Source organism: Cobetia sp. MMG027 (genome assembly GCF_027947415.1).
In the GTDB taxonomy this organism is placed as follows: domain Bacteria; phylum Pseudomonadota; class Gammaproteobacteria; order Pseudomonadales; family Halomonadaceae; genus Cobetia; species Cobetia marina.
On the sequence record NZ_JAQJIO010000003.1, the window covers coordinates 418,510 to 431,919 of the forward strand.

Annotated in this window: 11 protein-coding genes; 8 read left to right on the forward strand and 3 right to left on the reverse strand. The window is 63.4% G+C overall.

Annotated features, from left to right (window positions below):
* The first annotated feature begins 4 nt into the window (after positions 1–4).
* Complete coding sequence (gene pstA / locus PJK54_RS05770; protein WP_077379289.1) at positions 5–1,171, forward strand: phosphate ABC transporter permease PstA; 1,167 nt, start codon at positions 5–7, stop codon at positions 1,169–1,171.
* 113 nt (positions 1,172–1,284) lie between these two features.
* Complete coding sequence (pstB, locus tag PJK54_RS05775; RefSeq protein WP_077379425.1) at positions 1,285–2,088, forward strand: phosphate ABC transporter ATP-binding protein PstB; 804 nt, start codon at positions 1,285–1,287, stop codon at positions 2,086–2,088.
* A 139-nt stretch (positions 2,089–2,227) separates the two neighbouring features.
* Here pstB and PJK54_RS05780 read toward each other — a convergent pair whose 3' ends face one another.
* On the reverse strand, positions 2,228–3,448 hold the full coding sequence (locus PJK54_RS05780; protein WP_077379291.1) for an acetyl-CoA C-acyltransferase: 1,221 nt from the start codon (positions 3,446–3,448) through the stop codon (positions 2,228–2,230).
* 117 nt (positions 3,449–3,565) lie between these two features.
* Between PJK54_RS05780 and PJK54_RS05785 the strand changes: the two genes are divergently transcribed.
* From PJK54_RS05785 to PJK54_RS05805, 5 genes are all read left to right on the forward strand, one after another.
* Complete coding sequence (locus tag PJK54_RS05785; protein ID WP_077379293.1) at positions 3,566–4,168, forward strand: TetR/AcrR family transcriptional regulator; 603 nt, start codon at positions 3,566–3,568, stop codon at positions 4,166–4,168.
* A gap of 283 nt (positions 4,169–4,451) precedes the next feature.
* Positions 4,452–6,110 carry an AMP-binding protein gene (locus PJK54_RS05790; protein WP_077379296.1) on the forward strand — a complete coding sequence of 553 codons (1,659 nt, stop codon included), beginning with the start codon at positions 4,452–4,454 and terminating at the stop codon, positions 6,108–6,110.
* 100 nt (positions 6,111–6,210) lie between these two features.
* Positions 6,211–6,975: an SDR family NAD(P)-dependent oxidoreductase gene (locus tag PJK54_RS05795; RefSeq protein ID WP_077379298.1), complete on the forward strand. Its 765-nt coding sequence runs from the start codon at positions 6,211–6,213 to the stop codon at positions 6,973–6,975.
* Between the two features lie 323 nt (positions 6,976–7,298).
* Positions 7,299–9,110 (forward strand): acyl-CoA dehydrogenase C-terminal domain-containing protein, encoded by a 1,812-nt coding sequence (locus tag PJK54_RS05800; RefSeq protein ID WP_077379300.1) that lies wholly within the window; start codon positions 7,299–7,301, stop codon positions 9,108–9,110.
* A 376-nt stretch (positions 9,111–9,486) separates the two neighbouring features.
* A complete protein-coding gene (locus tag PJK54_RS05805; RefSeq protein WP_240499591.1) occupies positions 9,487–10,719 on the forward strand; it encodes an AI-2E family transporter in 1,233 nt (410 codons plus the stop codon).
* A gap of 142 nt (positions 10,720–10,861) precedes the next feature.
* On the opposite strand, the gene trxA is transcribed toward PJK54_RS05805, so the two are convergent.
* On the reverse strand, positions 10,862–11,185 hold the full coding sequence (gene trxA, locus PJK54_RS05810) for a thioredoxin (RefSeq protein ID WP_043333971.1): 324 nt from the start codon (positions 11,183–11,185) through the stop codon (positions 10,862–10,864).
* Positions 11,186–11,436: 251 nt separating this feature from the next.
* Entirely contained in the window at positions 11,437–12,213 is a 777-nt protein-coding gene (locus PJK54_RS05815; RefSeq protein ID WP_077379302.1) for a sulfite exporter TauE/SafE family protein, read from the reverse strand.
* Between the two features lie 176 nt (positions 12,214–12,389).
* Here PJK54_RS05815 and cysB point away from each other — a divergent pair, with 176 nt between their 5' ends.
* Positions 12,390–13,361, forward strand: coding sequence for an HTH-type transcriptional regulator CysB (gene cysB / locus PJK54_RS05820; RefSeq protein WP_077379304.1), 972 nt, complete (start codon positions 12,390–12,392; stop codon positions 13,359–13,361).
* The last annotated feature ends 49 nt before the right edge of the window (positions 13,362–13,410 follow it).

Here is a 13,410-nt window from a genome sequence, read left to right on the forward strand (position 1 = left end):
AGACATGAGCCATTCCTTCGACGATATCTCGGCCCAGCTCAAGGGCCGTCATCGCCGCACTCAGCGCCTGAAGTACATGTCCATGGCGGCGCTGGCCCTGGCGGCAACCTTCCTGGTGGTGTTCATCGGCGACATGCTGATGCGCGGCTATCCGGCCTTCCAGCAGGCGGAGCTCAAGGTACCGGTCACCTACAGCGAGCAGTCACGCGAGATTCCGCTCGCGGCGGTGGAAGAGGATGTGCGTGAGCTGGTCAGCCGCGGCTGGCTGCGTCAGCTGCCACGCGAGATGAAGGCCAACCCGGAGCTGCTGGGCCAGACCCTCGAGACCTGGGTGATCGCGGACGACCGGGTGGATCAGTACCTCAAGGGCCACAAGGCGCATCTCAAGCCCAAGCAGATCGCCGTACTGGATCGCATGGTCGAGAACGGCACGGCCGAGCTCAAGTTCAACATCAACTTCTTCACCACCGGTGATTCCAAGATGCCGGAATATGCCGGTATCTGGTCGGCGGCGATGGGCACGATCCTGACGTTGCTGGTCACTCTGGCCTTCGCCTTCCCGGTCGGCGTGCTGACCGCGGTCTACCTGGAGGAGTTCGCGCCGGACAATCGCCTCACCCAGGCGATCGAGATCAACATCAACAATCTGGCGGCGGTGCCGTCGATCCTGTTCGGTCTGCTGGGCCTGGCGATCTTCATCAACTTCTTCGGCATGCCGCGCTCGTCCCCGCTGGTCGGTGGTCTGACGCTGGGGCTGATGACGCTGCCGGTGATCATCATCACCACCCGCTCCGCGTTGCGCAGCGTGCCGGACACCATTCGTCAGGCAGCCTTCGGCGTTGGCTGCTCGCGCTGGCAGGTCGTGCGGGATCACGTTCTGCCGCTGTCATTGCCGGGTATCCTGACGGGGTCCATCATCGGTCTGGCGCAGGCGATGGGGGAAACCGCTCCCTTGATCATCGTCGGCATGGTGGCCTTCATTCCGGATGCACCGACCTCCATCACCCAGGCGGCCACCGTGCTGCCGGCCCAGATCTTCACCTGGGCAGGTGAGCCGGAACAGGCCTACGTCGAGCGGACTGCGGCGGGCATCCTGGTGCTGCTGTCAGTGCTGATCTTCCTCAACGCCGCAGCCGTCATGCTGCGCAAGAAATTCGAGCGTCGCTGGTAGGTCGATGGATCACGTCCCGCCGAGGCGGGACGCACGACATGACCAGACCCACGACTGAACAAGGAATACGAGACATGAACAGCACCGTCGCCACCCCCGCCAAGCCTGTCGCCATGGCACGCCCCGGCACACCGATCGTGACCAACGAAGAGGCCAATCATGAGCTGGCCATCCGTGTGGAAGACCTCAACCTGTGGTACGGCGAGAAGCAGGCGCTGAAGAACATCAACATCGACATCTTCCAGAAGAATGTCACCGCGTTGATCGGGCCGTCCGGGTGCGGCAAGTCGACCTTCCTGCGCTGCCTGAATCGCATGAATGACCTGATCCGCAGCGTGCGCATCGAGGGTCTGGTCGAGATGGACGGGCGTGACGTCAATGCCCGCAACATGGATGAAGTGGCACTGCGTCGCCGTGTCGGCATGGTGTTCCAGAAGCCGAACCCGTTCCCCAAGTCCATCTATGACAACATCGCCTATGCGCCGACCATGCATGATCTGGTCAGCCGTCGTGCCGACAAGGACGATCTGGTCGAGAGCGCGCTGCGTGATGCCGGCCTGTGGGAAGAGGTGAAGGACATTCTGGATCAGCCGGGCACCTCGCTGTCCGGTGGTCAGCAGCAGCGCCTGTGCATCGCGCGTGCGATCGCGGTCAAGCCGGACGTCATCCTGATGGATGAGCCGACCTCGGCGCTGGACCCGATTTCCACCGCGACCATCGAAGACCTGATGGACAAGCTGAAGACCCAGTTCTCCATCGTGACCGTGACCCACAACATGCAGCAGGCGGCGCGTGTCGCCGATTACACCGCCTTCTTCCACATGGGCGAGCTGATCGAGTACAACGACACCAAGACGATGTTCTCCAATCCGCACACCAAGAAGGCCGAGGACTACATCACCGGTCGCTATGGCTGAGGACTGGCGCCGTCTCGGCGCGAATGATTCCCGAAGATGACAGAAGGCCCGGATCATGGATCCGGGCCTTCTGTCGTGTCTGGCGCTTGTCATGTCAGACGTGCTGGAACGCGAGGTTGGCTCAGCCCCCGTTCCCGGCTCAGCCTTCCAGCTCGACGGCGATCGCGGTGGCCTCACCGCCGCCGATGCACAGTGCCGCGATGCCGCGCTTCTTGCCGCGGCGTTCCAGCGCATTGATCAGGGTGACGATGATGCGTGATCCGGTGGAGCCCACCGGGTGACCCTGGGCGCAGGCTCCCCCGAAGACATTGACCTTGTCGTGCGGGATGTCGTGGGCATCCATCGCCAGCAGTGTCACCACGGCGAAGGCCTCGTTGATCTCGAACAGATCGACATCCTCGGTGGTCCACTCCAGTCGCTTCATCAGCGAATCGATGGCCCCGATGGGGGCCAGCGTGAATTCGCTGGGGTGCTGGGAGTGGGTGCTGTGACCGAGGATACGGGCCTTGACGGCCAGGCCACGACGCTCGGCCTCATCACGTCGGGTCAGCACCAGGGCCGAGGCACCGTCAGAGATGGAGCTGGCATTGGCGGCAGTGATGGTGCCGTCCTTGGCAAATACCGGACGCAGCGTGGGAATCTTGTCGAGGTTGGCCTGGAAGGGTTGTTCATCCTGCTCGACGAGACTCTCGCCCTTGCGGCTCTTGACCGTCACCGGCGCGATTTCCGGGGCGATGTCGCCGGCCTCGGTGGCGGCCATGGCGCGCTTGAGTGATTCGATGGCGAAGTCATCCATGCGCTGACGATCGTAGCCACGCGCATCGGCCACTTCCTGGGCGAACACGCCCATCAGCTTGCCGGTCTCGGCGTCTTCCAGGCCATCGAAGAACATGTGGTCCTTCAGTTCTCCATGCCCGAGGCGATAGCCGCCGCGTGCCCGGGTGAGCAGGTGTGGGGCATTGGACATCGATTCCATGCCACCCGCCAGCATGATGCGGTTGGTGCCGGCACGGATCAGGTCGTGCGCGAGCATGGTGGCTTTCATGCCGGAACCGCACAGCTTGTTGATGGTGGTCGCGCCGATGCTGTCCGGGACTCCGGCCTGGCGCATGGCCTGACGTGCCGGGCCTTGCTTGACGCCTGCCGGCAGTACGCAGCCGAAGATGCCCTCATCGATATCGGCGGGTGTCAGGCCTGAGCGTTCGATGGCAGCCTTGATGGCCACGGCGGCGAGCTGCGGTGCGCTGAGGCTGGAAAGCGAGCCCTGCAATCCGCCCATCGGCGTGCGCGCCCCGGACAGGATCACGATGTCGTCAGCGGCGGTGGTGGGGCTTGGCGTGGTGCGGGAAGCGGTCGTCATGACGGTCTCCAGTGTCTTGTTATTGGAAGATCACCTGTGGCGTTCGGCGTTGTGATCACTGCGTGGCTGTGCTTTGATCCATTCAATCCCATAAACCAAGCAAGCGCTAGTTATACGATGAATGTAGCCACCGCCTCACCCCGTCGCAAGGAGCTGGTACGCATCGCCGCCCGTCTGTTCGTGGAGGAGGGCTTCGATCGCACCACCGTTCGCATGTTGGCCCAGGAAATGGGCATCAAGTCCGGCAGCCTGTTCCATCACTTCGCTGACAAGCAGGAAATCCTGTGCGCGGTGATCGAGGAGGGCATGTTCAGCGCACTGGCCATCGCGCGTGAGCATCTCGCGCGGCTGGAAGCCAGCTCAGCCCCCGCATCACGGCATCAGCAGGCGCGAGAGCGCTTGCTGGCATTGGCGCGGGCGCATCTGGAAACCCTGCTGACGGACCGCAATGCGCATGTCGTGGCGCTCTACGAATGGCGTCGCCTCGAGCAAGCCTCGCGGGAGCATCTCGTGCATCTGCGTGACGAGTATGAAGCCCTGTGGCGCGACGCCATCGAGGTGGCCGTCGCCGCGGGACTGCTCAAGGGAGACGCTCTGCTTCTGCGCCAGTTCATGCTGGGGGCGCTCAACTGGAGCGTACGCTGGTACCGTCCCGAGGGTGAGCGTTCCCCGGATGAGCTGGCCGAGGCGCTGGTCGACAGCCTGTGTCGTCTTCCCTGAGCGAGCGTCCGTTACACGGCGTCTGCTACACAGCGTCTGCAACTTTCGGCCAGTCGAGCGCCACAATGCTTGCCGCACGACAGGCTTGTCGCTAACTTGACGTTTACGTTAACTGTAGATGGCTGGCGCCCAGCCATCTCGATCCGCCCCGGAGCGCCACTCAGGAGCCAGTCACGCCATGACGCCAAGCGATACAACAACAAACCGCACGTCACGCGCCGCCTCTGCTGCATATGTCGCTACATCTGCCGCTACATCTGACGAACCTGCGAATTCATCCGCCATGCAACCCGCTGCCAGCCAGACGCTGAGCGAGTATCTGGAACATTTCGACATCGACGCGTTGCGCGATGAACTCCTGACGTCCTCCGGGCAAGGGCACATGGGCAATGCCTTTGACGCCTGCATCGGTCGGCACCTGCGCGCCGGGCAGGGCGAGCGCATCGCTCTGGTCCACGAGGACGAGCATGGCAAGGTACGCACGCTCAGCTACGCCGAACTGGATCTCGAGAGTGCTCGGATGGCCACGGCGCTGGCTGCGCAGGGCGTCGGACCCGGCGAGCGCGTGGCCTGCATGCTGTCGCGTACGCCTGAGCTTCTGATCGCGCTGGCCGCCACCTGGCGATTGGGCGCCATCTATCAGCCGCTGTTCACGGCCTTCGGAACGGATGCGCTCGCCTACCGTCTGTCGCGCGCCGAGACCAGTGTCGTGATCACCGAGTCCGGTCAGCGTGCCAAGTTCAGGGCGCTTGCGAGCCATCCACCGATCATCTGCGTGCGCGGGGAGGGGGAGGCACTGGATGAGGGGGATCTGGACTGGCAGGCCCTGATGCAAAGCGAGCCCCTGGCGCAACCGCCCGTACAATTGCCGAGTGATGCGCCCTTCCTGCAGATGTTCACCTCCGGCACGGTCGGCAAGCCCAAGGGGGTGGCGGTGGCACTGAATGCGCTGCCGGCCTTCTGGCTCTATCAGCGGCTGGCAGTGGATGTGCGACCCGGCGAGCGCTTCTGGAACATGGCCGACCCCGGTTGGGCCTACGGGCTTTACTACGGGATCACGGCACCTCTGTTGCTGGGTGCCACCACCTACTTCATGCAAGCTCCCTTCAGCGCGCAGGGCGGGCTGGACTTCCTGCAGCGCCACGCCATCGACAACTTCGCGGCGGCGCCCACGGCCTATCGGATGCTCAAGGCCTCCGGGCTCGGGGAGGGGGCCTTCGAGCGCCTGACGCTGCGCGTGGCGAGCTCGGCCGGCGAGCCGCTCAATACCGAGGTGGTGGGCTGGGTCGCCCGTGAGCTTGGCTGCACGGTGATGGATCACTACGGTCAGACCGAAGTCGGCATGGTCTGCTGCAATCATCATGCTCTGGCGCATGAGGTAGTCATCGGCAGCGTCGGCTTCCCCTTGCCCGGCTATCGCCTGGCCGTGCTGGACGCCGAATATCGGGAGCTTGCGCCCGGTGAACCGGGCGTGCTGGCGGTGGATATCGCCAATTCCCCTGCCTATTTCTTCTCCGGCTATACCTGGCAGGAGAAACAGCCCTGTGTCGAAGGCTATTACCTGACCGGGGATGTGGTCGTCGCGGAGCCTGATGGTCGCTTCACCTTCGCCGGCCGTGACGACGACATCATCACCACCTCGGGTTATCGGGTCGGCCCGGCGGATGTCGAGAACGCCATCCTTGCCCATCCCGCCGTCGCGGAATCCGCGGCGGTCGGCAAGCCGGATGACCTGCGCGGCGAGATCATCAAGGCCTACGTGGTGCTGCGCGACGGACATGTCGGGGATGAAGCCCTCGCCGAGGCAATACGCAGCGAAGTACGCCAGCGGCTATCAGGCCACAGCTATCCCCGCGAGATCAGCTTCGTGGACCACCTGCCCAAGACACCCTCGGGCAAGATCCAGCGATTCCTGCTGCGCGCCGAAGCTCGCGAGGAGTGAGACCCGCAGCTGCCGCTACGCCCCTTGCGGGCTGTCGCAGGATGATCGTCATTGAACGACCCGGCAGCGGATGCGCCGGGTGCCATCTGGAGAGTCATGCATGAAGATTGCCGAGCACTGCTTCCTGATCACGGGTGCCGCCTCCGGCCTGGGGGCTGCCACAGCGGACCGTCTGGTGGCCGCCGGTGGACGCGTCGTACTGGCTGACATCTCCGAGGCCGCACGCGAGCATGCCGCGGCACTCGGTGCGTCGGCACGCTTCTGTCATTGCGATATCACCGATTCCGAGAGCGTGAGCGCGGCGCTGGATGTCGCCGAGCAGAGCTTCGGAGCCCTTCATGGCGTGATCCACTGCGCGGGCGTGGTGAGCGTCGCCAAGCTGGTGGATCGCGAGGGGGAACCGGCGCCGCTGGAAGGGTTCGAGAAGACCCTGGCCATCAATCTGAGCGGTACCTTCAACGTGGCGCGTCTCGCGGCGGCCCGCATGGCGCGCAATGTGGCCGAGGGGGAAGACGGAGAGCGCGGCATCATTCTCAATACCGCTTCGGTCGCGGCCTTCGATGGCCAGATAGGGCAATGTGCCTACAGTGCTTCCAAGGCCGGGGTGGCAGGCATGACCCTGCCGATGGCACGCGAACTGGCGCGTCACGGCATTCGTGTGATGGCGATTGCCCCTGGCGTGTTCGAGACACCGATGATGGCAGGCATTCCGGAGCCTGCTCGCGAGGCGCTGTGCGAGGCCGTTCCGTTTCCCAAGCGCCTGGGGCGGCCCGATGAATTCGCTCGCCTGGCCGAACACATCATCACCAACGGCATGCTCAATGGGGAAGTGATCCGTCTCGACGGCAGCATCCGCATGGCCTGAGCCTGCCGTCTCGCGATCACGCACGACGACCTGAAAGCAAGGAATCTCTGGGGGAGATATTGCTCGACCACATGAGTGGTCGGGCTTTTTTGTGTCCGCGTGCCACCAATGTCTCACGGCCACGATCAAACGATCGCTTGACTGACGATCGGGGTGGCGCTAATTTCAAACGAATGTTTGATAGTGGTCGGGTCGATCCCGCGAAAGGATCCCGCTGCCACGCCCCCATTCATGTGCATAGCCACCATTTCCCGCTTTCAGATGCTCGGAAGTGGCTGTGTCAGGTCATCGCCGCCGCGTCGCGACGGCACAAGGAGTACAGCATGCCCGACTATCAGGCGCCCTTGCGCGATATTCGCTTCGTGATGAATGAGCTGCTCGACTACCCCGCGCATTACGCCCGCCTGCCGGGTGGCGAAGATGCCAGTGATGACATCGTCAGCGCGATTCTCGAGGAAGGGGCACGCTTTGCCAACGAGGTGCTGACGCCGCTCAACCAGTCGGGCGATCTCGAGGGCTGTACCTTCGAGGGGGGAGAGGTGAAGGCGCCGCGTGGCTTCAAGGCCGCCTATCAGCAGTATGTCGAGGGCGGTTGGCCGAGTCTGGCAGCCTCACCGGAGCATGGTGGCCAGGGCCTGCCGCCGTCTCTGGCGATGGTGCTCTCGGAAATGGTCGCCTCCGCCAACCTCTCGTGGGGCATGTATCCGGGGTTGTCACATGGCGCGATGAACGCCCTTGAGCACCATGGCAGCGAGGTGCTCAAGCAGACCTATCTGACCAAGCTGGTCGAAGGCCGCTGGACCGGCACCATGTGCCTGACCGAACCGCACTGTGGCACGGATCTGGGGCTGATCAAGACCCGCGCCGTGCCACTGGATGACGCCGATGGCAGCAAGGGGTACGCCATCAGCGGTACCAAGATCTTCATCTCCGCCGGCGAACACGATCTCTCGGAGAACATCGTGCATCTGGTGCTGGCCAAGTTGCCGGACGCGCCGGAAGGCTCACGCGGCATCTCGCTGTTCGTGGTGCCGAAGTTCCTGCCGGATGCCAGTGGCGAGGCCGGAGAGCGCAACGGTGTCAGCTGTGGCTCCATCGAGCACAAGATGGGCATTCACGGCAACGCGACCTGCGTGATGAACTTCGACTCCGCGATCGGTTATCTGGTCGGCCCGCCGCACAAGGGGCTGGCCTGCATGTTCACCATGATGAATGCCGCGCGGCTTGGCGTGGGCATCCAGGGCGTGGCGCTGGCCGAGGCCAGCTTCCAGAATGCGCTGAGCTATGCGCGGGACCGTCTGCAGATGCGAGCTCTCTCGGGGGCCAAGGCGCCGGAGAAGGCAGCCGACCCGATCATCGTGCACCCGGACGTACGGCGCATGCTGCTGACCCAGAAGGCCATCGCCGAGGGCGGACGCATGCTGGTGATGTACGCCGCCCAGCTCAATGATCTTGTCGAGAATGCGTCGGACAGCGAAGAGAAGACTCGTGCCGACACGCTGTTGGGCCTGCTGACGCCCATCGTCAAGGCCTTCCTGACCGAGACCGGCTTCGAGGCGACCAACCATGGGGTGCAGGTGTTCGGTGGCCACGGCTTCATCCAGGAGTGGGGCATGGAGCAGTTCGTGCGCGATGCGCGCATCACGCTGCTCTATGAAGGCACCACCGGTATCCAGGCGCTGGACCTGCTGGGACGCAAGATCCTGATGAGCCAGGGCGAGTCGCTCAAGGTCTTCACCAAGGAGATCCACAAGTTCTGTCAGGCCAGCGATGGCAGCGAATTTTCCTCGCCACTTGCGGAGCTCAACCGCGAATGGGGTGAGCTGACCATGGCGGTGGGCATGGGGGCGATGCAGGACCGCGAGGCGGTCGGTGCTGCCAGTGTCGATTATCTGATGTATGCCGGTTACGTCACGCTGGGCTACCTGTGGGCGCGTGCCGGTGAGACCGCCAGGGCAGCGCTGGCATCTGGCACGGGAGACGCGACCTTCTACCAGGCCAAGCTGGATACCGCACGCTTCTACTTCCAGCGCATCCTGCCGCGTACCCAGGGGCATGCCGCGATGATTCGTGCCGGCGGCGAGACGCTGATGGCACCTGCGGTGGAGGGCTTCGGCAGCGGGTTCGAGATCTGATCTCACGTCCACACGCTGAATTCGGTCTGTTTGTCAGGCAATCATGTGCCTCCAGTCAGTGCGCTCTGACTCGGATTTCTCGGGGAGACTTCGGTCTCCCCTTTTTTGTGGCGGGTCATTCATGCACGGGGTCGCGCCGGTCTGCAGAACATTCTCTTCTCTTTGTGTCCCGCGCTTGGCTTGTGACGGTCAGACGCCCAAGATAGTCGCAGTGACAGCCTGTCCCGCCCAGTGCGCGGGAGATGACATGCGGGTCTCAATTTGCAGTAACTGACAGGATAGGTGGCGCAGGATGCAGGCTAACGATACCCCTGAAGAGGCCGCGCAGGAGTCAGGGCGGTCCTCCCGCTCTGAGCAGGCCTCATCGAGGCCCGAAGTGCCGAGCAGTGAGGGCGGCGACGACGCGCATGACATGATGGTGGGTGAGCCGAGCAGTGTCAGCGAAGGCACTTCCGCCGAGGAGGCCGTGGCACGCATGCAGGTGCCGCGAGACGAGCGTCAGCAGGAAGCGCTGGAGCTTTCCGGGCGTTCTCGCCATGTCCCCAAGGTCCGCAAGGCGCTGGAGATCCATCCGCTGCTGGTCGGCATGGCCGCGCTGGTGGTGATCATCGGTGGCCTCAAGATGGCGGCAGACCTGGTGGTCCCCCTGCTGATGGCGGTGTTTGTCGCGGCGGTCTGTGATGCGCCGGTGCGCTGGCTGGCCCGACACGGCATCGGCCAGCGTTTCGGGGTGCCCATCGTCATCCTGACGGTCTGCATCCTGTTTTCCTCGCTGGCGGCCTTGCTGGTCTCACGCTTCACCCTGTTCAGCGATGAGATGCCCAAGCTGGAGGAAAGTCTGCGGGAGCAGTATCAGAGCATGCTGGAATGGCTGGCAGGCCACGGCGTCTCCATCGCGCCGGCGCGCTTCAGTGAGCTGGTGGATCCGGCATCGCTGACACAATGGGTGCCCAACCTGCTCACCGGGCTGGGCGGCCTGCTGTCTTCCAGTGTCATCATCGTGCTGACGGCCACCTTCCTGTTGTACGAAGCCCTGTCGCTGCGCGACAAGCTGATCACCACTCTGCGTAGCCCGCATGTCAGTCTGCGTCGCTTTACGCTGTTCTCGTTGACGCTGCGACGTTATCTGGCGGTCAAGACGTTGATCAGTCTGGTGACCGGTGCGCTGGTCGGCATCAGCTGTCTGGCACTGGATGTGGAGTTCGCCTTCCTGTGGGCCACGCTGGCCTTCTGCCTCAACTACATTCCCAATATCGGGTCGGCGCTGGCCGCGGTGCCGGCAGTATTGCTGACGCTGGTGATGCCGGAGGGTGGGGCAGTCAAGGCGTTGATGCTGGGCGGCTGCTACCTGGCGATCAATTTCATTCTCGGCAACATGATCGAGCCGCGCGTGATGGGGCGGACGCTGGGGCTGTCGACACTGGCCGCCTTCCTGTCACTGGTGGTGTGGGGCTGGGTGTTCGGCCCGGTGGGGATGCTGTTGTCGGTGCCGATCACCATGACGCTCAAGATCGCCTTCGACTCGCACCCGGGCACGCGCTGGGCGGCACGCCTGCTGGGACCCTCCGCCAGACGCATTCGACGTCGCCGACGCATGGCGGAGGAATAGCGCGTCGGCAAGGCGTTTAGCCCGCGCCCCCTGAATGCAGAAGGGAATGCAGAAGGCCCCGTCACGTTGAGCGTGACGGGGCCTTCTGGTGTTCATCTCGTGCCTGGTGACTGCCGGGGCAGCCAACTTCGAGCGGACCGGTTTAGAGGTTCTGCTCGATGAACTGGCTCAGTTGTCCCTTGGACTGGGCACCGACCAGCGAGGCGACCTTGGCGCCGGACTTGAACAGGATCACGGTCGGCACGCCACGCACGCCTTGCTCGGCGGCGATTTCCGGTGCGTCATCGACATTGACGTTGACGATCTTCAGGCCTTCGCCCTTCTCGTTGGCGACTTCTTCGACGACCGGCGCCATCATCTTGCACGGGCCACACCAGGGCGCCCAGAACTTCAGCAGTACCGGGGCTTCAGCGTTGAGAACTTCCTGTTCGAAGTTGGCGCCGGTGACATCGACGTGATTGGACATCTTGTTTCTCCAGGGGATTCGTTTCGCTGTCTGCGGCATTGCCGGACATGCAGGCTGCGTCCGATGGTAGCGCCACTTTCCATCACTGACAAATGGGCATTGTCCATCGACTCAATAGCACGGGGTTATGATCGTTGGTATTTTTATAGCTGTTTTATTGGTTGGAGGGAATAGCCACGCAGCAGGCAATCACGATTGCCTGCTGCGACATTGGTCTGGATTACGCGTGCAGCAGCAGAGGAAGGGCGGGATCAGAAGAAGGCGTAGCGGATGCCAAGCCCCAGCAGCAGGGTGGTGAGCAGCCCCTGCAACAGGCTGCCGGGCATGTGGCGCGTCAGGCGTGCGCCAAGGCTGATGGCAGGCAGGGAGCCGACCAGCAATGCGCCGAGCAGCAGGAAATCGACATTGCCCAGCCATAGATGCCCCAGGCCTGCGACCAGTGTCAGTGGCACGGCGTGGGCGATATCGGTGCCGACGATGCGTGCGGTACTCAGAAGCGGGAACAGCATGATCAGCACGGCCGCCCCGAAGGCACCGGCGCCGACGGAGGACAGGGTGACGCATACGCCCAGCACGATGCCCGACAGCACGGTCAGCGGTGCCGCATGCCGCACGATGAAGCTTTCCGGACTGATCAGGCCCAACAGGCGTTTCTTGAACAGCAGCACGCCGGCGGTGAGGATCAACATCACGCCCAGCATGCCCTTGATCAGGCCTGCGTAGGCGGTGGGGTCCGTGAAGAAGGCATGCAGCACGCCGATGGTCACCAGCGCGGCGGGGATGGAGCCCAGGGCCAGACGACGGGTGATGGTCCAGTCCACATGCCCCTGGCGATGGTGCGCGAAGGCACCGCCGGCCTTGGTGATGGCGGCGTAAAGCAGATCGGTACCGACCGCGACATGCGGCGGAAAGCCGAACATCAATAGCAGCGGTGTCATCAGTGAGCCACCGCCCACGCCGGTGACACCGACCGCAAAGCCCACTCCGGCGCCTGCCAGTACGTATAGCAGCAGCTGTGTGACATCCATCCCTTGTCTACCCCTTGTCAGGTTACTGCCGTCAATCTACTCTTGACTGTATATTCCCGAAAGGAATCATTGTTCATGATTTTATCGCCCGATCATCTTAGCAGGGTGAACGGCCATGTCCGGGCCACTGTCGCGCTCTCCCGCGTCGACGGGGCTTCTCAGGAGAGTGAAGTCGCATGAAACTCCAGCAGTTGCGTTACATCTGGGAAGTGACCCGACACAATCTGAACGTGTCAGCGACCGCTCAGAGCCTCTATACCTCACAGCCGGGGATCTCCAAGCAGATTCGTCTGCTGGAGGATGAGCTGGGCGTCGAGATCTTCGCGCGCAGTGGCAAGCATCTGACGCGCGTGACGCCGGCGGGTGAGTCGATCGTCGAGCTGGCAAGCCAGGTGCTGCGCACGGTGGAGAACATCAAGCATGTCGCGCAGGAGCACAGCGATGATCGCCGTGGCAGTCTGGCGATCGCCACCACCCACACCCAGGCACGCTATGCCCTGCCGCCGGTGATCGCCGATTTCACGCGCAAGTACCCGGATGTCGCGTTGCACATGCAGCAGGGCACCCCGAAGCAGATCGCCAACATGGTCAGTGAGGGGCAGGCCGATTTCGCCATCTGCACCGAGTCGCTGGAGCTGTTCAACGACCTCATCCTGCTGCCGTGCTACCGCTGGAATCGCTGCGTGCTGGTGCCGAAGGATCATCCGCTGGCCAATGGCGAGGAGCTGACCCTCGAGACACTGGCCAGCTATGCGCTGGTCACCTACACCTATGGCTTCACCGGGCGCAGCCAGCTGGATGATGCTTTCAAGTCACATGGCCTGGCACCCAATGTCGTGCTGACCGCCTCGGATGCCGATGTCATCAAGACCTATGTGCGCCTGGGCATGGGTATCGGCATCGTCGCGCACATGGCGGTGGACGAGGTGGCGGACGAGGACCTGGTGGCGCTGGATGCGACGCATCTCTTCGACAGCTCGACGACCAAGATCGGCATTCGTCGCGGCACCTTCATGCGCAGCTACATGTTCGAATTCGTCGAACGCTTCGCGCCGCACCTGACACGCGATCGTGTCGAGGCGGCACTGGCCGCCGGCCCGCGTCATGAGCACGAGATCTTCCACGATATCGAGCTGCCGGTGCGCTGAGTGCCGGTGGGCTGAGTGCCGCTCGCCTGACCTGCCATTGCGCAAATGA